17 protein-coding genes, 2 tRNA genes and 1 pseudogene are annotated in these 21,561 nt (G+C 38.8%); 11 read left to right on the forward strand and 9 right to left on the reverse strand.

Annotation, left to right across the window (positions count from 1 at the left end):
* Positions 1-128: 128 nt before the first annotated feature.
* A complete protein-coding gene (locus I6F45_RS01165) occupies positions 129-2,351 on the forward strand; it encodes an NADP-dependent isocitrate dehydrogenase (protein ID WP_197159458.1) in 2,223 nt (740 codons plus the stop codon).
* A 266-nt stretch (positions 2,352-2,617) separates the two neighbouring features.
* Here the strand turns inward: I6F45_RS01165 and I6F45_RS01170 are convergent, their stop codons facing one another.
* The 4 genes from I6F45_RS01170 to I6F45_RS01185 all read right to left on the reverse strand — a co-directional run bounded on the left by I6F45_RS01170 (position 2,618) and on the right by I6F45_RS01185 (position 7,119).
* The gene (locus I6F45_RS01170; protein ID WP_197159459.1) at positions 2,618-3,865 is read right to left on the reverse strand and encodes an amidohydrolase family protein; all 1,248 of its coding nucleotides are present in this window, start codon (positions 3,863-3,865) and stop codon (positions 2,618-2,620) included.
* 12 nt (positions 3,866-3,877) lie between these two features.
* The gene (locus I6F45_RS01175; RefSeq protein WP_197159460.1) at positions 3,878-5,260 is read right to left on the reverse strand and encodes an amidohydrolase; all 1,383 of its coding nucleotides are present in this window, start codon (positions 5,258-5,260) and stop codon (positions 3,878-3,880) included.
* Between the two features lie 101 nt (positions 5,261-5,361).
* Entirely contained in the window at positions 5,362-6,147 is a 786-nt protein-coding gene (locus tag I6F45_RS01180) for a hypothetical protein (RefSeq protein WP_007585117.1), read from the reverse strand.
* Between the two features lie 279 nt (positions 6,148-6,426).
* A complete protein-coding gene (locus I6F45_RS01185; RefSeq protein WP_197119311.1) occupies positions 6,427-7,119 on the reverse strand; it encodes a DUF445 domain-containing protein in 693 nt (230 codons plus the stop codon).
* A 125-nt stretch (positions 7,120-7,244) separates the two neighbouring features.
* On the opposite strand from I6F45_RS01185, the gene I6F45_RS01190 reads away from it, so the two are divergent.
* Both I6F45_RS01190 and I6F45_RS01195 read left to right on the forward strand, forming a co-directional pair.
* Positions 7,245-8,105: a fructosamine kinase family protein gene (locus I6F45_RS01190; RefSeq protein ID WP_197159461.1), complete on the forward strand. Its 861-nt coding sequence runs from the start codon at positions 7,245-7,247 to the stop codon at positions 8,103-8,105.
* A 140-nt stretch (positions 8,106-8,245) separates the two neighbouring features.
* Entirely contained in the window at positions 8,246-8,449 is a 204-nt protein-coding gene (locus tag I6F45_RS01195; RefSeq protein ID WP_165739272.1) for a CPXCG motif-containing cysteine-rich protein, read from the forward strand.
* 1 nt (position 8,450) lies between these two features.
* On the opposite strand, the gene I6F45_RS01200 is transcribed toward I6F45_RS01195, so the two are convergent.
* Positions 8,451-9,077 (reverse strand): riboflavin synthase subunit alpha, encoded by a 627-nt coding sequence (locus I6F45_RS01200; RefSeq protein WP_197159462.1) that lies wholly within the window; start codon positions 9,075-9,077, stop codon positions 8,451-8,453.
* 128 nt (positions 9,078-9,205) lie between these two features.
* Between I6F45_RS01200 and I6F45_RS01205 the strand changes: the two genes are divergently transcribed.
* The 5 genes and pseudogenes from I6F45_RS01205 to I6F45_RS01225 all read left to right on the forward strand — a co-directional run.
* On the forward strand, positions 9,206-10,576 hold the full coding sequence (locus I6F45_RS01205) for an MATE family efflux transporter (RefSeq protein WP_197120148.1): 1,371 nt from the start codon (positions 9,206-9,208) through the stop codon (positions 10,574-10,576).
* Complete coding sequence (locus I6F45_RS01210; protein ID WP_197159463.1) at positions 10,539-11,603, forward strand: DUF3080 family protein; 1,065 nt, start codon at positions 10,539-10,541, stop codon at positions 11,601-11,603. The genes I6F45_RS01205 and I6F45_RS01210 overlap by 38 nt, the downstream gene beginning before the upstream one ends.
* Positions 11,604-11,716: 113 nt before the next feature.
* Positions 11,717-11,793 (forward strand) — tRNA-Val (locus I6F45_RS01215).
* 26 nt (positions 11,794-11,819) lie between these two features.
* Positions 11,820-11,896, forward strand: a tRNA-Val gene (locus tag I6F45_RS01220).
* Positions 11,897-12,477: 581 nt separating this feature from the next.
* Positions 12,478-13,012 (forward strand): annotated as a pseudogene (locus I6F45_RS01225) (IS256 family transposase); the annotation flags it as partial.
* Positions 13,013-13,160: 148 nt separating this feature from the next.
* Here the strand turns inward: I6F45_RS01225 and I6F45_RS01230 are convergent.
* Positions 13,161-13,922: a 2-keto-4-pentenoate hydratase gene (locus I6F45_RS01230; RefSeq protein ID WP_165739264.1), complete on the reverse strand. Its 762-nt coding sequence runs from the start codon at positions 13,920-13,922 to the stop codon at positions 13,161-13,163.
* A 188-nt stretch (positions 13,923-14,110) separates the two neighbouring features.
* On the opposite strand from I6F45_RS01230, the gene I6F45_RS01235 reads away from it, so the two are divergent.
* From I6F45_RS01235 to I6F45_RS01245, 3 genes are all read left to right on the forward strand, one after another.
* On the forward strand, positions 14,111-16,942 hold the full coding sequence (locus tag I6F45_RS01235) for a TonB-dependent receptor (protein WP_197159464.1): 2,832 nt from the start codon (positions 14,111-14,113) through the stop codon (positions 16,940-16,942).
* A 172-nt stretch (positions 16,943-17,114) separates the two neighbouring features.
* Entirely contained in the window at positions 17,115-17,852 is a 738-nt protein-coding gene (locus tag I6F45_RS01240; protein WP_024594154.1) for a FadR/GntR family transcriptional regulator, read from the forward strand.
* Between the two features lie 68 nt (positions 17,853-17,920).
* Positions 17,921-18,655: a FadR/GntR family transcriptional regulator gene (locus I6F45_RS01245; RefSeq protein WP_165739260.1), complete on the forward strand. Its 735-nt coding sequence runs from the start codon at positions 17,921-17,923 to the stop codon at positions 18,653-18,655.
* A 102-nt stretch (positions 18,656-18,757) separates the two neighbouring features.
* Here the strand turns inward: I6F45_RS01245 and I6F45_RS01250 are convergent, their stop codons facing one another.
* Genes I6F45_RS01250 through I6F45_RS01260 form a run of 3 tightly spaced genes read right to left on the reverse strand, consistent with a single transcriptional unit; the run spans position 18,758 to position 21,558 of the window.
* Entirely contained in the window at positions 18,758-19,378 is a 621-nt protein-coding gene (locus tag I6F45_RS01250; protein WP_165739258.1) for a 2-dehydro-3-deoxy-6-phosphogalactonate aldolase, read from the reverse strand.
* The gene (locus I6F45_RS01255; RefSeq protein WP_166419483.1) at positions 19,369-20,376 is read right to left on the reverse strand and encodes a 2-dehydro-3-deoxygalactonokinase; all 1,008 of its coding nucleotides are present in this window, start codon (positions 20,374-20,376) and stop codon (positions 19,369-19,371) included. Before I6F45_RS01255 ends, I6F45_RS01250 begins: the two co-directional genes overlap by 10 nt.
* 18 nt (positions 20,377-20,394) lie before the next feature.
* Positions 20,395-21,558, reverse strand: a complete 1,164-nt coding sequence (locus tag I6F45_RS01260; RefSeq protein ID WP_024594150.1) for a mandelate racemase/muconate lactonizing enzyme family protein — start codon at positions 21,556-21,558, stop codon at positions 20,395-20,397.
* Between the last annotated feature and the right edge of the window lie 3 nt (positions 21,559-21,561).

Raw genomic sequence — 21,561 nt, forward strand, 5'->3', positions numbered from 1 at the left:
CCTAACAAACTATTCATTACGAGCGTATGTATTCATTAACTTGTTTAATAATATGTACTCACTCATTAGTAATGATTTTCTTTGCATTGTTGAATAAGACCTTTTCGGTCTACTATCTAGGAATGATGATGACATCAAAAATTATCTATACAAAAACGGACGAAGCTCCGGCACTAGCAACTTACTCGTTGCTACCGATCATCCAAGCATATACAAATGCGGCCGGTGTTGAAGTTGAAACTCGCGATATCTCATTAGCAGGTCGTGTAATTGCTAGCTTCCCTGATTATTTAACACCAGAACAACGCATTGGTGATGCACTAGCTGAACTTGGCGAGCTTGCTAAAACACCAGAAGCAAACATCATCAAATTACCAAACATCAGTGCATCTGTACCACAGCTTCGCGCTGTAATTAAAGAGCTTCAAGCACAAGGTTATGCACTTCCAGATTACCCTGTTGAACCTAAAAATGATGAAGAAAAAGCAATTCAAGCTGCTTACGACAAAATTAAAGGCAGTGCAGTAAACCCAGTACTACGTGAAGGTAACTCAGATCGTCGTGCGCCAGGTTCTGTTAAAGAATATGCACGTAACAACCCGCATTCAATGGGTGCGTGGAGCAAGGATTCAGAGTCTTACGTTGCAAGCATGAGCGAAGGCGACTTCTTTGGTTCAGAAAAATCAGTCACTGTTGATGCAGCCACTGATGTACGTATTGAACATGTTGCAACTAACGGCGACGTGACAGTACTTAAACAAAGCACGCCGCTTTTAGCTGGCGAAGTTATTGATGCATCAAGCATCAGCGCTTCTAAGCTTCAAGCTTTCTTAGCTGCAGAAATTGATGCTGCTAAAGAAAAAGGTGTTTTATTCTCGCTTCACATGAAAGCGACAATGATGAAAGTATCTGATCCAATCATCTTTGGTCACGCTGTAAAAGTATTCTACAAAGATGTATTTGCTAAACACGGTGAGCTTTTTGAAGAGCTAGGTGTTGATGTAAATAATGGTTTAGGCGATGTATATTCTAAAATTCAAACATTAGACGACGCTAAGCGCGAAGAAATTGAAGCAGACATTCAAGCTGTTTACGCTAACCGCCCTGCTATTGCTATGGTTGACTCTGATAAAGGTATTACAAACCTGCACGTACCAAGTGACGTGATCATCGATGCGTCTATGCCTGCTGCAATCCGTTCAAGCGGTCAAATGTGGAATAACGATGGTAAATTACAAGACACAAGCTTTGTAATTCCAGATCGTTGTTACTCAGGTATTTACCAAGCAACTATTGATTTTTGTAAAGAAAACGGCGCGTTTGATCCAACTACTATGGGTAGCGTTCCAAACGTTGGCCTTATGGCTCAAAAAGCTGAAGAATATGGTTCACACGATAAAACGTTTGAAGCTAAAGCAGATGGTTCTATCCGTGTTGTTGATGCAAACGGTACTACATTACTTGAGCACAGTGTTGAGCAAGGCGATATTTGGCGCATGTGTCAGGCTAAAGATGCACCAATCCAAGATTGGGTTAAACTTGCAGTAAGCCGTGCACGCGCAACGGGCGTTCCAGCTATTTTCTGGTTAGACGAAAACCGTGCACACGATGCTGAGCTAATCAAAAAAGTAAATAAATACCTACCAGATCACGATACAGCTGGCCTAGATATTCAAATTTTAGCACCCCTTGAAGCAACATTGTTCTCATTAGCGCGTATTAAAGAAGGTAAAGACACTATTTCTGTAACAGGTAATGTTTTACGAGATTATCTAACAGATTTATTCCCAATTTTAGAGTTGGGTACAAGTGCTAAAATGCTTTCAATTGTTCCACTTATGAACGGTGGTGGCTTATTTGAAACTGGCGCGGGTGGTTCTGCACCTAAGCATGTTCAACAATTCGAAAAAGAAAACCACTTACGTTGGGATTCTTTAGGTGAATTTTTAGCACTTGCTGCTTCTCTTGAGCACCTTAGCGTAACGACGGGTAACAACAAGGCACAAGTACTTGCTGATACACTAGATAAAGCGACAGGCACTTTCTTAGCAGAAAACAAGTCTCCTTCACGTAAAGTGAAAGAAATTGATAACCGTGGTTCTCATTTCTTCCTATCTTTATTCTGGGCGCAAGAACTTGCTAAGCAAAATGACGACAGTGAACTTAAAGCACAGTTTACTCAAATCGCTAGCGACCTTGAGTCTAATAAAGATAAAATCGTAAGTGAGCTTAACGATGCGCAAGGCCCTGCTGTTGATTTAGGTGGATACTTCCTACCTAATGACGATGCAGCGGTTAAAGCAATGCGTCCAAGTACTACATTTAACGATATTCTTGCTAAATTAGTATAAATATTAGTTTGAATTAAAAAGCCGCTTACTTGTAAAAGTAAGCGGCTTTTTTGTGTCTAAATTTTATAAAAAAGGCCGCTATTTATAAAATAGCGGCCTTTAAAATTAATTATTTAGTATCATACCAATTCGCTTAATTAAGTGATCAACTTTGAGGCAAGAAAATCTTGTCGATAACAAGGCAAAAATTTCGTTATTTAGTTGCTCTATATCAGAAATTTTTAACGCAGTTACCGTCAGATTTAATCCCTCAAATTGATTAAGTATTATTGCGGGTTGGTATAAGCTCGTGGCATTTTTGAATCTGTCGTATAACGGTCACGTAGTTTATCTTGGCGAGATTGTGTAGATACTTCAACGCCATTAATAAACATTTTATTCACGTGGCTGCTTAGTTCAAACGGGTCATTACTCCACATTACTACGTCAGCGGCTTTACCTACTTCAAGGCTACCTGCATTAATACCAAATACATCAGCAACGTTTGATGTAACCGCTTTTAACGCGCCTTCTTGGCTCATACCGTACGATACAGCATTACCAGCGTCAAAACGCAGCTGGTAAATGTTGTGGCTTGCATCGCCGCCTACCGTTAATAATACTTTTACGCCTGCTTTTTCAAGCACGCCTGCATTATCTAAACTAGCATGAAGCGAATCAAAACTTGCTGGTAAGCTATCCATTGCACTAATAATTACAGGGATATTTGCTTTAGCAACGCGCTCTTTAACTACAACAGCGTCTTGTGCACCGTTAAGTACTAAGCTAATACCAAATTGCTCTTTTACTTTAATAAGCTCAATAATATCTGCCGCACGCGATACGCCAACCACTAATGGCATTTCGCCACTGAGTATTTTTGCCATTACTTTGTCTTCAGTACTTGGCTTGTCGTCATCTTTTTTAGCTTTTTTACCGGCCTTACTTTTGTGCTCATCAAGCTTATTAATAAGTGTTTGCAAAGTAAAAGCACGAGAACCTTTACTACGCTCACCTAAGTAAACAACTAATGCTGCTTGTTTTTGCATGTTGCTGTCAAAACTGCCACTTAAATCTACAACACTCGCAAGGCCTGAAAAGATACTATCGCCACCATGAGGGGTAATTACATCGCGTGTTACACCGCCTTTACGCGCATAAGGAATTAAGCTTGAATGTGCGTTGTAAGCCAAGCTTACATCAAAATCAATACCGGCTTTTTCCTCGCCTGCATCGCGAGAGCCCGCAACTGCACTTACTTCAACTAAACCAAGCTGGTTAATACTTGCAATAAAGCCCGGGGTTACAATTTGACCTTTTGCATCAATAACTTTATCGGCTTTAACTTCAGTTGGGTTAATCGCTGTGATTTTACCATCTGTCATTACAATGCTTGCCGCTTCTAATACGCCTTGATCTGATGACGTATGCAATGTTGCATTAATAATTGCTAGCGATTGTGCACTTACAGCACCAGATGCTAATAATCCTGCAGCAACCAGAGAAAGCGAAAACGAACGTGATAAATTTTTCATTCTGGGTGCTCCTTATTGTTGACCTAACATAAAATCACTTGTTGCTTGATACGCGCTGTCGTTTCTATCGTAAACTTTTGCACCATCAACAAACACTTGCTCAGCTTTAGCATAAACACTAAATGGGCTTTGATTCCAAATAACCACATCGCCCTGCTTACCGGCTTCTAGTGAACCTGTTTTGTCATCAATACCAAGTGATTTAGCCGCGTTAGCCGTGATCCATTTAATAGCGTGCTGCTCAGAAATATCAAAACCATTTTCGTTAGCGCGGTACATAACCTTGCCCGCTTCTTGGTTTAAGCGCTGAATTGTTGTATCTGAATCTGAGTGAACAACTGCACATGAATTTTTAACTGCATCAACAATAGCCACGTTTTCTTGAACCATGTCGTAGGCTTCCATTTTAAAGCCCCACCAGTCTGGCCAAAGTGCAGCACACGAGCCATTCTCAGCCAGTAAGTCAGCAATTTTATATGCTTCTACACCGTGATGAAACGTACCCGCGTCGTAATTAAATTCTTTTGACAGGTCAATCATCATTGCCATTTCTTCGGCTTTATAACAATGATTATGAATACGTACTTCGCCTTCAAGCACACCACGAAGCGTATCGTGTTTAATATCACGTACTGGTGCTTCTGGGTTTAAACCTGACGCATAATCGGCATCGTACTTATCCCATGCACGTTTGTATTCAGCGGCTTCAGCCCACGCCATACGATAACCAGCCATATTACCCATACGAGTTGAAGGCAATACACCTTGACGACCATAAACACGTTTAGGGTTTTCACCACACGCCATTTTTAAACCATACGGCGCCTCTGGAAATTTCATACCTTGCATAGTGTGTGCAGGGACGTTTTTAAGCGTAACGCCGCGTCCACCAAATAAGTTAGCTGAGCCTGGTAAAATTTGTAGAGAAGTAATACCGCCTTCGCGTGCACGGTTAAAGCCTGGATCTTGTGGCCAAACAGAATGCTCAACCCACACTTCTGCAGTGTTAGGGCTGGTCATTTCGTTACCATCTTGATGCGACTCAACCGAAGGGCTTGGGTATGCACCTAAATGTGAATGTACGTCAATAATACCCGGTGTTACCCATTTGCCTTGTGCATCAATTGTAATATCAGCAGTAGCAGTTAAGTCTTTACCAACTTGTTGTACTTTGCCGTCAACAAGTAATACATCAGCCTCATCTAAACGCTCACCAGTACCTGTAAGTACTGTTGCATTTGTAATAAGTGTGCTTGATGTAGAAACGGGCTGATAAGTGCTTGGGTAAGGATTTTTGTTGATTGTTATTTTATCGTCTTGCGGGCCGTTTTCTTGGCAACCTACAAGTGCAGCAGCTAAGCCAACTGCTAATAAAGAAGGTGCAAATTTTTGCATGTTGTTTGGATCTCCTGTTTTTTTTGCTACTTTAGCGAAAGCTAAGGAATAAAGCCAAAAAAACAGGTGAAAACGCAGTTAATTAAGATGAATATCTGTAATTATTTCTTTATATAATTGTTATACAACTTTTCAAGCGCACCTTCGGTTGTAAGCGATGGATCTTTACTAATAAAGTGCTTAACCGTACGCGTTACAAAATCAGAGTTTTGCTTATGTAACTTAGAAAAATCTTTAATAATTGTATTACCGTCTTTAGCCGCTGTCACTTTGTCATGACGGTGACGATACTGGCTTAGCGCTTTATTAAAATCCCCTTGGTAGTCTTCAACCAAAATTTTATAAAAGTCACTTTTTTGTACGTTTAAATCATTAATGCAGTAATTTAGCGCCTCTTTAAAGTCGGTAAATATCATGCCTTCTACATCAAATTCTTTCGTTTTTTCGCGTACAGCGACTTTGGCATCTTCTGTGGCATAGCTAAAACCAGTAAACGCTAAACGCTCAGCCGCTTCTTTTCCTAATTTCATACCTGCTTGAATACTATGGGCAAACTCATCGCTCATGTCGCCAAGTTCGTTTTCTTCCCACATGTTATAAACACGCAGAGGTTTTGCGTATTTAGTGGCAAGCTTTTTTTTCATTTTAGTGAAACGCTCATCAATCGTCATCAGCCTTTCGTTATGTAAAAGCGCATGGCACTCATAACACGCAGGAATAGATATAAAGTCAGCCTCTTCACCTAAATCAACAATGCTTTGTAGCATATGCAGCGGCGGACAATGGTCGCGCTCTGTCGCTTCACAGCCACAATAAAAACACTGGTTAAAATGCTGCTGATCGCAAGCGTATGCTTGCTGATAATAACTGGCTAACGTTTTGCTCACCGTTGCTCCTAAAAAACACGACTAAATTATGGGGGCGATAATAACAGCCTGAAAAAATAAGTCATACAAATTGCATTAAATTAGTTATCTATTATTGCGCTAATAAAGTAGCGCAATAATAAGGCGAAATTATAACTTGTAGTTGCTATCACTAATTGCTCCCTGCATTGCTCTACCTCCTGCATCCATGCACTCGTATACGAACAATTTTTAATGCAGTAAGTGCGCTATTTAATGCGATAAAATGATTATTTTTTTAATTGGTATCAGTAGCTATATTTAAATCACGGCCGCTATTAAACCAAATACACCACCAAACACACCACCCCATACTACAAGCCAGCCTAAGTGCTCGCGGATCATGGTTTGAATAATCTCTTTAACCATTTTAGGGGTAAGCTCGTCAAGGCGCTCATCAACTAGTTTAAGCACTGTTTTATGTAAGCTCTCTGCGCTATTACCTTGTGAAAGTGTTTGGCTTACTAATACTTTAAAGTCGTCAGTTTGAGAAATTTCACCAAGTGAGTGTTGCATTTTATCAATAAATTTTTCACGCATTGGCTCTATTGCCGCTGTGCCACCAAACATACCCAACATGCTACCAAACTGTGACTCTTCAATAACGACAAGTAAATTGTCGAACGCAGGGTTTAAATCAACATTACTAATTATTGGCTCAAAATCGATATTTGGCTGCGCTTTATTGAGTAAATTATTAATTTTTTGCTCTGAAAAGAACTCCGTTAATATTAAATTACGAATTGCTACTTTAAAGCTTTCAAACTTAAGCGCTATAACGCCTGAGCCATATAAAAACGGGACTTTTTCGAACAACATATGAATCGCTAATAAATTAGTTACCGCACCTGAAAGCGCAAATAAACCAACAGATAACACAATTGCTTGGTTAAACATAAAACCGACAACAACACATAAACCCGCTAGCAAATTGGTTATTAAACTTTTGTTCATTTTTACTCCATTACAGTAAGTGTAATTTTTATGCAATATAGTCGTTAATTTTACAACGTTTAGATTGTTAAATTAATACCTTTTTGCCATAGTTTAAGTATCTGTTTAAAAGGCGAGCAATTGTTATGTGGAAAACAGTAAATGAGCACATCAGCCAAGCCATTAATTTTGACTTTAAACACACCTATAAACGCCAATTACAAAGTACAAATACCGATAAACTATTTCATGTTACCAATGGTACGCATAACTACTTGGTTAAAATAGCCCTAAAAAGCGAACTTGAACGTTTAGAAAGTGAATTTATTGGCTTAAGGCTGCTAGCGCAAAATAGTCACTTTAAAGTACCTGAATGTATTGTAACCGGCGCTAATATTGAATTTTCATTTATTGTTTTACAGTGGCTTGTTTTAGATAAACAACCCCACAACACGTGGGCAACTATGGGAAGCAGCCTCGCTAAAATGCACCATAAACACGACCAAGCTATGTTTGGTTTTGATGTAGACAACTACATAGCTAATACCATACAACCTAACCGTTGGCATAAAAAGTGGGATGTATTTTACGCCGAAGAGCGTATAGGTTGGCAATTACAGTTACTCGCTGAAAAAGGCATTAACTTTGTTGAGCCAGAGCGCTTAATAAATACAGTAAAAGAACAACTCCATAGCCATCATGTAGAGCCGTCATTACTGCATGGTGATTTTTGGCGTGGAAATATGCGCTTTTTAAAAGCAGAGCCAACGATATTTAATCCGGCTTGTTATTATGGTGATCGGGAAGTGGATATTGCAATGAGTGAATTATTTGCTCCACTGCCAAAAGACTTTTATAGCGCCTATAACCAGCACTATCCGTTATCGCCAAATTACGAAAAACGTAAGTTAATATACCAGTTATACCCTATTTTAAATCACGCTAATATATTTGCCGGGCACTATCTTACTGAAGCTAAACAACATATAGAAAAGCTGCTCATTTAATACAATTTTCTGCGTAAAAGAAATGTCATAATAGGCTATTCAGAACTATATTTAATCAGTAAGTAAGGAGTTCAGCTTTGAGCCATTAAGTAGTTGCTAGCATATACACAATTACTTAATTATTTATAACTGGAGTGATTATGAAAAACTATTTATCACAACGAATTGCCTGCCCACACTGTGGCCACCACATACATTTAGACCTAGACGCAAGCATGGGCGATCAAGACTACGTTGAGGACTGCACTGCCTGCTGTAACCCAATTCATTTAAATATGCATATAGATCATGCTAACAATAAATTAGAGCTACACGTAGACAGTGATGACGAACAAATATTTTAACTTAAGCCTGAAGGCGTAAGTAGTTCTCTACCGTATTTACAATAGTGTAAGTTTGCTGATCAACTTCAATATTAAACTTGTCACCCACTTGCGCTGCACCAATATTTGTAATGGCGAGTGTTTCTGGGATTAGGTGTAACCAAAAGCCTTGTTCGTCAACTTCGCCTACGGTTAAGCTTGCGCCATTAATAGAAACAAAGCCTTTATACAACACATACTTTTGCCACTCTTTTGGTAAGCTGAGTTGAATTTTGCAGTTATTCTCAAGTTTCACTATTTGAGAAATTTGTGACGTACAATGAATATGCCCAGACACTATATGCCCACCCAACTCAGTACCAAACGTAACAGAGCGCTCATAATTAACTAAACTACCTAGCTCAAGCAAACCTAAATTAGTTAGCTTTAAGGTCTCGTCAATTACATCAAAGTGTACTTGCGCCAACACATCATGGTTACTTAGTTCAACCTGCACAACCGTTAAACAACAGCCATTAATAGCAATACTTGCGCCTAAATCTAAATGTTTAACGTACTCATCGCTTACCGATACAACTAAGCGTAAAACACCGTCTGTTTGAGTTTTAGAGACCACCGTAGCTTGCGTTTGCACTATTCCTGTAAACATAAAATCACTTTAAATTATTACAAAGTGCTAGTTTAACGTATCAACTCATAAAATCATTCACTCCTGTGATTTTTATTTGAAACACAATAGATTACAATTGCCGCCTGTTTTATCAAATAGCTGTTTTTATGACCTTTTGTAATTGGGAAGCTAAGCGTTTACTTTCCCTCGCTTTACCTGTTTTTTTAGCGCAAGTAACTCTTATTTTAATGTCGGTCGTCGACACAATTATGGCCGGACAAGTAAGCCCTACCGACTTGGCCGCACTTTCTATTGCTACTGGTATTTGGAACCCTCTTTTACTTGGCCTTCAAGGTATTCTATTAGCGCTTACTGGTATTATTGCGCAGTTTTCAGGTGGCGGCGATCGCAAAGGGATTAGTCATTATTTTCAACAAGCTCTCTATTTAACGGCTATTTTATGCTGCGTAGGCTTTTCTATTACCTATTTAGCCGACACCATTATTTTTAAACTAGACACCAGCCCAGCGATTGCAAATCTTGCGTATGATTACATTCACTTTGTTAAGTGGGGCATTTTTGGTTTTTTAACTTTTACCGTATACAGAAACGTTACCGAAGGCATGGGTATGACTAAGCCCGCGTTTTATATAAGCCTGCTGGGTTTAGCTGTAAATATTCCGGTAAATTATATTTTTATAAATGGCTTATTTGGCTTACCCGCTTATGGCGGCGCAGGGTGTGGTATAGCAACAGCCATTGTTTTAACCGTTATGGCAATAGCGCAAGTTACCTATTGCCACACAAGTAAAAAGGTAGATGCCAAAGGCCTGCTTTCATCATTTAAAAAACCTAACCTAACCACTATTGGTATAATTACAAAATTAGGGATACCAATCTCACTCGCCACTTTTTTTGAAGTTACTTTATTTGCGTGTATACCGCTGTTTATAGCGCACTTAGGTGCAGTTGCAGTCTCTGGTCATCAAATAGCAGCAAGCGTTACTACTTTGTTATTTATGATGCCGTTAAGCTTATCTATCGCTATAAGTATTCGTATAGGCAATTTATTTGGCCAAAATAAAATGACCGAACTTAAAGTTGCGGTATCTACTAGCTATATTTTAGCAATTGCGATTGCATTATTTTTAGCACTCATAACATTCCTCGGCCGTGATTTAATTAGCCAGCTTTATACCGACAGCCCTGCCGTAATGGCATTGGCTTCATCAATTATGATTTTAGCGTGTGTTTATCAGTTACCGGATGCACTACAAGTTGCAGCCAATGGCATACTTCGAGGGTTAAAATACACCACGCCTATATCGTATATCACGTTTATATCGTATTGGTTAATCGGCTTTTGTTTAGGTTACGTATTGGCAAGAACAGACATAATTGTGCCAGCAATGGGGCCTCATGGCTTTTGGGTTGGAATAATAGTTGGCCTAAGTGTTGCTGCTATTTTATTAATGCTAACGGTAAAAAAACGTCTAAAATATGAATTTCTTAAAATTGATACACTTAATCAAAGCTAATAAACTCAGCCTTAAAACATTACCAGCTACAATGCTGGTAATGTTCGTTTTTGCACTTACCGGCTGTAGTAAAGCACCCAGTAGTGTAAACGCAACTTATGTTGAGCGCTTAAGTAGCACCGTTAATGTAAATACAACACAGCCTGCGCCACTTAAGCAACTCCCTTTACTGCAGCCTACCCCAATAGCACAAAGTGACTTAACACTGAGCATTGTTGAGCTTGCAGGTATTAGCCAATGTAAGCTTAACGTCCTTATAAGTGAGCACAACAATCAATTAGGTAAAACCGCCAGTGCTGCGGGGCAATTAAAGTATCAAATAAACTTTATTAAAAGTGCGCAAGTTTGTTTAAATACACTGGATAAAAATAGCCCTAGTTACACAAAAATACTCGCTGCCAAAAACTACAAAGAAACACACCTAATGCACTTTTTTAACGCCATGCTATTTAAAGAACCAGAGCTTAATAAAACATGGCTGTTAACATCAAACGAGCTAAGTAGCGAACCCGCAGGATTTAGTGATACCTTGCAGGCGCTAAAACAACTTGTACTTATTAAACAGCAAATTAACGCTAAACAATTTAGTAAAATTAATAGCGATTCTATTTTTAGCGCACTCGAGCAGCTTAATAAATATCAATTTAATCAAGCTTTAATTCAGTCAGCCCGTAAACAAGTGGTGTTAAACAACAACGCCACACAGTTTGTAAAAACACTAAACTTTAATACGCTGTGCCCAGAGGGTAAAAATAATATAAACGCAAAAATCATAAGCAACATATTTCAAAAATTTTATTTAAAAGAAATTCAGCCCTATCAAGCGCAGTTAACTGGTTATCTAGAAGTACTACAACCGCTTTATAATGAGCTTTGGTTTAACGAAAGTATCTCAAGCCCTCAAATTAATAACTTAGTAAAAATGGGCTCGACAAGTAACTTACTGAACTTACTAAAAAGCTCTGCTAAAAATCATGTAATTTGGTGGCAAGGTTTTTATAAAACGTGTGAAATAAGCCCAATATGAATAAAAAAACGGCAAATAAACTCAAAAACAACAAACTTGCTTGATTCACCAACCGCCACGCTATATATTAGCCGCCGTTGTTAAGCAATTAACACCTACTTAAATAAAGTAATACGACTGTAGCTCAGTTGGTTAGAGCACTACCTTGACATGGTAGGGGTCGGTGGTTCGAATCCACTCAGTCGTACCAACATTTAAAAATCCTAAAAAAATTGTACGACCGTAGCTCAGCTGGTTAGAGCGCTACCTTGACATGGTAGAGGTCGGTGGTTCGAATCCACTCGGTCGTACCAATTAAACTCTATATTTCAAACAGTTAAAAATCCTATTCAATCTACTCGTTTAATTTTTTGTTGAAAATTAAATTCTTAGTTTTTTTATTATTTTGTATTCAAAATTTTAAAATAACGAGAGCCAAGCCTCAAAAGATCATCCTAAAAATTCCAGTTTTTATCGATTTGTGCCCAAACTTGTGCCCAAGCGCCCAAACCACTTTTTTAGCTCTTTAATCTTCCTCAAAATTAGACCCCTACCCTTGCAAATTCACAAACCTCAAATCACAAATTCCAAACCAAAAATTTCAAATCAGGTGACCACTACCCTAATATTTTCCGTGTCATTTCATGAAATATCCTATGACCCCTATTCTATAAACGTAAAAATCCAAGCAGTCACGCTTAACAGAGTTGATTTAATTAATTGTAGATATCCTTAGTTTCTTACTGGATATTATGCACAGAAGAATTCTTAATGGCTGGAAAAAATCAATTGGACAACAACATCAAAAAACGAAATCTAACAAATTAATCCACTAGATTACATCACCTCAATAATGTTTTGTCAGCCAGAGGCAAAGTCAACACTTGATTACTAGCTTTCAGTGCTTACTGATCTTAGTAATCGTGTGTTAAGGATATTTTTATTACCTGTGTTGATGAGTTAACAGGTTTTCCTGAGGCCATTGCGACTATTTTCCCAGAAACCGAAACTCAGCTATGCGTAATTCATCAAATCCGTAACTCAATGAAATACGTAGCGTCTAAGAATCAAAAAGCATTTATGGCTGATTTGAAACCTGTCTATAAAGCAGTCAGTTAGGAATAAGCTCAACTCGCACTTGATGAGTTAGAGGCTAAATGGGGAAATGCTTATCCATTAGTCATTAATTCTTAGCATAGGAAATGGCATAAATTACCCCATTACTTTAAGTACCCAGAGCGCATCCGGAAGATTATCTATTCCACCAATGCAGTGGAAGCAGTACATCATCAGTTCAGAAAATTAACCAAACCAAAGGGCACTCCCTAATGAAAATAGCTTACTGAAATTATTGTACGCAGGCATATTAAATGCGTCAGAGAATATGTAGGACGATGCCAATTCATAATTAGAGTCTCTGCTTATCCTAACTAGCTATTTATTTTGAAGGGCGTTTAGACAGCGTACTGGATATTTAAATAATTTAACTTTTCTTTTACCGCAAAATCAAAATACACGTGTAGGTTAGCTGTACAACGTAATTTAAAAGCGTTGGCTAACCTACAGAACCTCAGTGTATCAACATGAAAATTCGACTGTAATCTCTCCTAAACCTTCGTACTTTATTGATGTTTTTTTATTTATATCTAATTGCATTAGACCGTTATAAGAGCCTGTAATAAAAATATGGCCTGCTTTTAATTCAAACCCATTCGCCGTTAAAAAGTTAACAGCCCAATATAAAGGAAGTTGTGGCAAACCTGCAGGATGCTTCCCTGCATAGCTTTGTAAATCTTCGCCCTGTTTAACATCAATATTTATATCACTGCTCTCATATGCTTTTTTAACGTCTACTTTAGGGCCTAAATATACACCTTGATTAGATAATCCATCGGCCAATTTTTCATAGTGTGTTGCTTGATAACCCTCTGGAAATCTGTTCTGAATAAGCTCCAACGCTAAATGGGCGCTACCAATAGCATTATCTATTTCCTCATTTTTATATTCTTCATAGCTTGCTAGGTCTTTGTTTAGCACAAATGCAATTTCTGGCTCAATGAGCGCTTTATTATTTTTTGTAAAAAGAGCACAACGTTCCATAGATTTAACCGGTGCATGCAAAAGCGGCGCGAGAGTAATCGTGCCATCACCTGATGGAAGCATACATTTCCAACCATACACTTTTTGATTATTTAGCTTAATCATCAACTTCTGAACTGCTAAAACGTCGTCTATAGAATTAAGCGTTATATCTGATGATAAGTCAGGTACCTCGATACCTTGCTCTCTTTTATTTAGTAAATGCTTAGCTATATGTTCAAGCAAGATTGAGTTATCCACTGTAGTTCCTTTTTTGCTATTGAAAGTAATTTGCATAGCAATAATAACAGTGTTCTTGACAATTAAACATATGATGTTTAGATTTGTCGAACGTTATTCTTTTGCGAATTTACTTCTTGTTAAGTGAGTAAACTCTCAAAGGTTGAACTTTATCTGACAACACGACACACAAATATATGGAGATCACTATGCGTTCAAAGAAAAAAATTGCACTCGGTGTTTTAGCCGCTCTCTCAAGCTGTTCATTTGCTCAAGCTGCTACAAACGATAAAGTAAAAGACGATACTGAAGTCATTGTTGTAACGGGTGTTCGTTCAAGTCTCGAGGCCGCATCATCTCTAAAACGTTACAGCGATAGTGTTCAAGATAGTATTGTTGCTGAGGATATTGGTAAGTTTCCCGATCAAAATGTGGCTGAGTCTTTACAACGTGTTCCTGGTGTTTCAATTAACCGTGTAAATGGTGAGGGCTCAAAAATAACCGTTCGTGGTTTTGGCCCAGAATTTAACGTTGTTACGTTAAACGGACGCACATTAGCCACTTCTGAAATTGGTCGTTCGTTTGATTTTCAAGTATTAGCAGCAGAGCTAATATCAGGTGCTGATGTAGTCAAGTCACCTACGGCTAAAACACCTGAAGGGAGCATTGGTGCTTATGTTAACGTTAAGACTGCACGCCCTTTAGATAACCCCGGATTGCATGTGTTGGGCTCTGTAAATGCTAAATACAGTGAGCTTTCTGGCGAAACAAGTCCTGAATACTCTGCGTTATTTAGCAATACGTTTGCTGATGAAACATTTGGTTTTAATATTGCCCTTTCACAACAAAAAAGTGATAACCGATACGATTCAATGGGCACAACCCGTTGGTTATTACTTAATAATGAGCCGGGTGTGATTGAAGGCGACATTCATAATTTAGATGGCAATGTGGTTACGCCAACTATGCTTCGCCATGCCGGGCGAATTGAATACGCATTAGGGCAAGAGCATCGCGAACGTACTGGCATTAATACCAGTTTTCAGTGGGCACCAGATTCAACTTTTACAAATACCTTTGATTACATGTATACGGATCTCTCAGTAGAAACTCAAACTCAAGGTTTGCAAGCCGGCTTACAGTATCCTAATTGGCGAAATGTGGTTGTATCAGACAACGGTACTATTTTATCAGGCACTAAGTTTTCGGGTAAAACACTGGGCGGAACCGGTGAAAATGTTGATTTTAGAATTGATGGTTTATTTCAAGAGCTGGAGTCAAAATCAAAAACACAGGCATTTGGGTTTAATTCTGTAAAAGAATTTGATGTATTAACGCTTGAGTTTGATATAAGCCATTCAACATCAAAATCAACGCCGCGTAGCGACTTATTAGTTCCTAATTATATTTCACCAGAGCGAAACGACAGTTTAAATTTTGATTTTAGAAACACTGATACCGTTAATTTAGACACAACCATTGATTATGCTTCGCCGACAAGCGTGAGAGCACATTGGAATCAAGTTTCACATTACGAATTAGAAGACACGATTACGGAGCTGCAAACAAAAGGGAAATACCTACTCGATTTAGAGTTTGCTGAAAGCCTAACCTTAGATTCAATCGATTTTGGTATTGCGTATTCAGATCGCGAAAAAGTAAGAGATCGCTTTGAAACATTCCATGAAGATAACTGTGGTTTAGTAGCACCGAATGCCGATATTTGTGGCGAACTTAGAGATATGCCTGATGACATATTTTCAGCAAGTCCCTATTCAGATTTTTTAAGTAGTGAGCCAGGTAATTTTCCGCGTGACTTTTTGTTTGCTGATATAAATAAATACCATAGCGCTATTCGTGATATGACCAAAAATCCAAATTGGCCAAACGAGCAATATAACGAAATCGCATCATCAAGCGTCACCGAAGAGAAAATAAGTGCTTATTCGCAGTTTAATCTCAGCGGCTTAATTGGTGATTACGATTGGCGCGGTAATGTGGGAGTCCGTTATGTAAAAACGGATACAAGCTCAAGCGGTTACGGAAAAAGGCGCCTAGGTTATACGGGCGAGCTTGATAATGGCCAACCTTTATTAGTTGTTGATTACACAGACTCAGGAAGCCTTAAAGCCAAAAATAGTTACACTAACTGGTTACCTAGCGCTAATTTTAGTATTAATTTAAGTGATAACTTATTGGTAAGAGCCGCAGCGGCTAAAGTTATGTCGCGCCCTGCCATTGACGACATTGGCGTACAAACAACGTATACCGATATGCAAGCAGGTAGCTTTTCTCAAACAGGTGGCAATCCTTATTTAGCACCTTATAAAGCTAATCAATACGATTTATCTTTTGAATATTATAGTGATAGCGGCGATTCTTACGCGGTTAACTTTTTCAAAAAGGATATATCTAGCACAATTGCACAAATAACTTATCTAGATAATACGCCTGATATTTGGGATGGGTCGCAATACGTTGATTCAAACGTAAGTATTGATGGATACGGCAATGTAAACGAAACTATTAATACTAAACAAAACCAATCAGGCGGCTCAATTACTGGAGTAGAACTTGCTGTACAACATAATATGGATTATTTACCGAGCTTTTTAAATGGCTTAGGTGTGCAAGCAAACTATACATGGGCTGATACTACAAATAAAAACACACAAAAAATAGAGCTTCCAGGTGTGACCGACCCAGGTGATAAATTAGAGGGATTTGCCGAAAACTCTTATAACATTGTTGCCTACTACGACAAAAATGCATTTCAAGCGCGTTTAGCCTACAACTGGCGAGATGACTTTTTAAGTAGCCGAGCAGGTATACGCAGTGGTGGATTACCAGAGCATACTGCAGCTTATGGTCAGCTCGACTTTAGTATGTCTTATGCGGTTAACGATAACTTTACGCTAACAGGCGAAGCAATAAATATAACTGATGAACGTACCTATCAATATGCCGATGTAAAAGAGCGCGTTATTAATACCCAATATACTGGTCCGCGTTACCGTATAGGTATACGCGCTAAGTTTTAACGCTTTATTGAAATAACCCAAATTGCTATAAAGATCGCTCATCAGCGATCTTTATTATATTCCCACTATGTCACTTTTAAACATATAAACAACGATTAAAATTAGTTACCACTCCCCCTATTTTGTGCACATTACATTGACCAGTCAAACATAATATGTTTATATTAAAGATATGAGCGAACTTATATATTACGACCTAAAACAAACATCAGGAATGGCAGCAAGCCTTTCTGTTCAAGTGGCTAAAGAAATTGGCAGACGCATTGTGTCTGGATCATTTGAAGCCGGCAGTTTAATTGATGATGAAGATGCACTCGCTAAACGCTACCAAGTAAGCCGTGTAGTAGTACGCGACGCGGTAAAAATCTTAGTAAGCAAAGGCCTACTTGATGTACGCAGAGGTATTGGTACGCGTGTACTACCTCGTGATAGATGGAATATGCTAGACGATGACGTATTAGCATGGCATTTATCAGCACCACCTAATCGTAAATTTTTAGAGCAATTAATGGACGTGCGCCTAGCCTTTGAGCCAAAAGCAGCACGTTGGGCAGCTGAACGTGCGCGCCCTGAGGATTTAATTGAAATTGCAGCCGCATGCGAGCGCATGGCTAAAACAGATAACAGCGTAGAAGATTTTATTATTGCTGATTCTTTATTTCATAAGGCCATTATAAAAGCAGCGCAAAATAGCTTTTTAGCTTCTATGGAAGGCGTTATTTATTCTGCACTTTTAGTTAGTATTAAAGTAACAAATAAAGACCCGCGCGATAACGGTGCATCTATTCCGTTTCATCGTGAAGTGTACGAAGCCATTGCTGCAAAAGATGGCGATAAAGCCGAATTTCTCACCGAAAAACTCCTTAAAGATGCCAGCTTTCGTCTTTCTGCGACAGTAAATAACAAATAGCCATTGTTTATTGTCGCAAATTCATATAAATAGTACGTATAAATAAATAATACGGACACTAAGATACTATGAGCGAATTAACATACTACGATCTAAGACGCAGCAGTGCCATGTCACCTAGCTTACCGGTACAGGTAGCTAAAGAATTAGGCCGTAGAATTGTTGCTGGCACATATACTCCTGGCACACTGATTGATGATGAAAACCGTTTAGCTGAACGTTTTCAAGTAAGTCGAGTTGTTGTTCGTGATGCAGTAAAAATTCTTGTTGGTAAAGGGCTTTTAGATGTACGCAGAGGCATTGGCACTCGTGTAAAAACCCGTGATAACTGGGCGTTGCTTGACGATGATGTTCTTGCGTGGCATTTAAGCGCCCCACTTAATCCTGAGTTTTTAACTCAATTAATGGAATTTCGTTTAGCATTTGAGCCCAAAGCAGCCAGTGTTGCAGCGCTTCGCGCAGAGCCTGAAGATATTAAAGCCATTGAAGATGCATTAAATGAAATGCAAAGCTCGGTAAGCGATTTAGATAAGTTTGTTATTGCTGATGCACATTTTCATGGCGCTATTTTACGCGCTTCTCATAATGAGCTATTTATTTCGATGGAATGCGTTATTTTTTCAGCGTTGCTTGTGAGTATTAAAGTAACAAACCAAAGTGCACAAAGTAATCATGCTTCTATTCCGTTTCACCGAGAAGTATTTGATGCTATTGCCACCGGTAATAGCGAAAAAGCACAAGCCCTTACAGAAAAGCTTTTAGCTGATGCTAAATCAAATTTAGCTAAGTTAATGGATATTTAATTCATTTTAAATAGCACCGCTAACTCATCATTTATTGTGAGAGGAATGATGAGTAGCGATGCAAGCACAACAACGTTTTATCGCAATTTTATTAAAAATTAATTAAAGATAATATTCAGCATAATTTTTAGCATTAGTCGTAAATTCTTCTAAACCCATTCCGGCTTTATACAAACCACTTCCTAAACCAAAACCAGTTGCCCCTGCATTAACAAATTCGTCCTGGTTTTGAGGCGATACACCGCCAACAGGGTAAATATCAATACTAGAAAGCACCGTTGTAATTGCTTTTAAGCCTTTTGGGCCAGCTGTATCTGCTGGAAATAACTTAAGCGCGTCGGCACCAGCATGCAGTGCAGCAAAACCTTCAGTGGGTGTATAAAATCCTGGTACGCTGTACAATCCTTTTAATTTACTATAACGGATCACCTCTACATCGCTATGCGGCGATATAATAATACGCCCACCCGCTTCAATTACCTGATCAACTTCGTCTTTAGTAACAACCGTGCCCGCGCCAATAATGGCTATATCTGCGTATTTATCACTTAATAACTTAATACTTTTTAATGCCTCAGGAGAATTAAGTGGCACCTCAATAACGCGGTAACCAATATCAATAAGTACTTTTGCATAATCAAGCACTTCATTTGGTGTAATACCGCGTAAAATAGCAATCAGTGGTAGTTGCTTCATAGCATGAGTTAACGTAATTAATGACATAATTGAGTTTCCTTTTTAGTTAAAAGACCGGCCTGTACAGCTAGTGTAAACATGCCTTTAGTAGATGCCGTAGCACTGTTTAAAATAGAAGAAGTGAAGCCGAGTTCTTTTAATGCTTCACAATAGAGAGTGTTTAAACTTGAGTTACCAATTAAATAAACATGCTTAATGTCGTTTAGCTTACTTTTAATACCCGCAAGCTCAGCGCCAATAAGTAAACCAGATAAGTAACTAGGTACGTTTTGCAGCGTTAATTGTTTATCTAGCTTTAAAGTACGCGCACTAAATAATGCACTTAATAAACTGCTCTGAACTTGACTAACACCAACGCCTTTTAAAAAACTTGGCATATCTGTTGGTGTTTTATCTAGTGACTCTAGCCCTTCACCTAAAATGCTTTGTTTAGTTAATAAATCAAACATTTCGCCGGTCATAAACGTACTAAGACTTGTAATAACCGTTTTTTGGTCAGTATCTTTTGCAACTTGAACCCACTTAGAGTGAGTACCGGGTAGGCAAAACATAGTCTCACTTAAGGTTTGATTACTTAGCTCACCCGCTGTTTGCTCTACATCTAATACAGCGCCAAATACTTGTACTTCTTCACCGCGCATTACATCGCATACATTATTTTCCATAACGTATTTAACACCCGGCACAATACTAATTTGTAAGCCTGCTTTATTATTTGCTTTACAAAGGTTTACGCTCATACTACCGAGATTAGCTGGCGCATTTACATAGCCTGTATCTTGCCAACCAATAGCACCGCCTACCATACCCGCCATAATAATCGGCGTTTTATGCTTTGATAACCAGCCTGATATATAACTAAGTAATACGGTTTCTAAACAGTCGTTTTTAATACAAAGTACGCCCTGCTCACCATTAACAGTATCTAAAATGCTGCCTTTGCCATCGACTAAAAAAGCTCTAAAGTTAGAGCTTCCCCAATCAACAACAATTAATGCTGGTAAGTTGCTTTTGTTATCGCTCATAAGCCTTGCCCTTATTTATTAAATTGATACTTCGTAATGTTTAATAAAATCAAGGTCGGGCTCAATACCAAGGCCTGGACCTTGTGGTAGCGCAACAGTTCCGTTGTTATTTTTAACTTGCTCGTTAATATTTAGAGACTCTTGCAATAACTGCTCTCTAAATAAGTTTGGCGTTGTATCGTACTCAAGCATTGGTTGTACTGGGTGTGCAGCACCTGGTAAATCAGGTAATGCAGCCAATAAATGTAGATTAGTACCTACCGCAATAGCCGAGCCCCATACATGGTTTATTACAGGCACAAAATGCGCGTGTGCCATGGCTAATACTTTTTGATATTCGGTAATACCACCGAGCGCACACACTTCTGGCTGGAGTAAATCAACGCAGCGGTTTTTAATTAAGTCTCTAAAGCCCCAGCGGGTAAATTCAGCTTCGCCACCGGCAATGCTCATATCAAGTGCTTCACATAAATCGCGATAGCCTTGATGATCCTCTGGTGCAACCGGTTCTTCAAACCAGTACACGCCTAAATTTTGCAGCTCTCGACCTAGCGGAATAGCTTCGCGCGCTGTATATGCATGGTTAGCGTCAACCATTAGGCGCATATCGCGGCCAATACCTTTACGCACAGCTTCAACAAGCTTTATATCGCGGTCTGGCGAAAGGCCTATTTTCATTTTCATGGCCGTAAAGCCCATTTCTTTAATACGCTGGCTTTCTTCGGTAAAGCGCTCTTCCAGGTTTGGAAACTTTTGTAGCATCATGCCGTAACCATAAGCCGGAATGCGGTCTCTAAAAGCACCCCCTAGTAACTTATAAACGGGTTGATCTAAAAATTTACCTGCAATGTCCCACAGAGCAATATCTACACCAGATAAAGACTGAATAGGCATGCCTTTTTGGCCATGATCTCGCAATAAGTTATAAACTTTATGCCAAATCACTTCTCTGTCGAGTGGATCCATGCCCAAAATCATGGGTTGAATCACATGCTCAACAATTGTTTTATTGGCAAACGCAACGCCGCCACCGCCAAAACATTCGCCCCAACCTGTAATACCTATATCGGTACGAACTTCAACTAAATGTGCGGTACGTTTAGCGTAATACTGCTGCGAATAACCAAGTTCTTCTTCTAGGTCATACTGTAAAACGTGGCTAATAATTTGTGTGATTTTCATAGT

The sequence above is a fragment of the Pseudoalteromonas sp. SWYJZ19 genome (genome assembly GCF_015864375.1).
In the GTDB taxonomy this organism is placed as follows: Bacteria; Pseudomonadota; Gammaproteobacteria; order Enterobacterales; family Alteromonadaceae; genus Pseudoalteromonas; species Pseudoalteromonas arctica.

What these genes read in the sequence shown, in the direction of transcription:
- I6F45_RS01210 (WP_197159463.1), top strand. Translation starts at nt 10,539, where the DNA reads ATGAATTTCTTAAAATTGATACACTTAATCAAAGCTAATAAACTCAGC.
- I6F45_RS01200 (WP_197159462.1), bottom strand. Translation starts at nt 9,077, where the DNA reads ATGTTTACAGGAATAGTGCAAACGCAAGCTACGGTGGTCTCTAAAACT.
- I6F45_RS01245 (WP_165739260.1), top strand. Translation starts at nt 17,921, where the DNA reads ATGAGCGAATTAACATACTACGATCTAAGACGCAGCAGTGCCATGTCA.
- I6F45_RS01165 (WP_197159458.1), top strand. Translation starts at nt 129, where the DNA reads ATGACATCAAAAATTATCTATACAAAAACGGACGAAGCTCCGGCACTA.
- I6F45_RS01250 (WP_165739258.1), bottom strand. Translation starts at nt 19,378, where the DNA reads ATGTCATTAATTACGTTAACTCATGCTATGAAGCAACTACCACTGATT.
- I6F45_RS01205 (WP_197120148.1), top strand. Translation starts at nt 9,206, where the DNA reads ATGACCTTTTGTAATTGGGAAGCTAAGCGTTTACTTTCCCTCGCTTTA.
- I6F45_RS01195 (WP_165739272.1), top strand. Translation starts at nt 8,246, where the DNA reads ATGAAAAACTATTTATCACAACGAATTGCCTGCCCACACTGTGGCCAC.
- I6F45_RS01175 (WP_197159460.1), bottom strand. Translation starts at nt 5,260, where the DNA reads ATGCAAAAATTTGCACCTTCTTTATTAGCAGTTGGCTTAGCTGCTGCA.
- I6F45_RS01240 (WP_024594154.1), top strand. Translation starts at nt 17,115, where the DNA reads ATGAGCGAACTTATATATTACGACCTAAAACAAACATCAGGAATGGCA.
- I6F45_RS01170 (WP_197159459.1), bottom strand. Translation starts at nt 3,865, where the DNA reads ATGAAAAATTTATCACGTTCGTTTTCGCTTTCTCTGGTTGCTGCAGGA.
- I6F45_RS01190 (WP_197159461.1), top strand. Translation starts at nt 7,245, where the DNA reads ATGTGGAAAACAGTAAATGAGCACATCAGCCAAGCCATTAATTTTGAC.
- I6F45_RS01235 (WP_197159464.1), top strand. Translation starts at nt 14,111, where the DNA reads ATGCGTTCAAAGAAAAAAATTGCACTCGGTGTTTTAGCCGCTCTCTCA.
- I6F45_RS01185 (WP_197119311.1), bottom strand. Translation starts at nt 7,119, where the DNA reads ATGAACAAAAGTTTAATAACCAATTTGCTAGCGGGTTTATGTGTTGTT.
- I6F45_RS01260 (WP_024594150.1), bottom strand. Translation starts at nt 21,558, where the DNA reads ATGAAAATCACACAAATTATTAGCCACGTTTTACAGTATGACCTAGAA.
- I6F45_RS01255 (WP_166419483.1), bottom strand. Translation starts at nt 20,376, where the DNA reads ATGAGCGATAACAAAAGCAACTTACCAGCATTAATTGTTGTTGATTGG.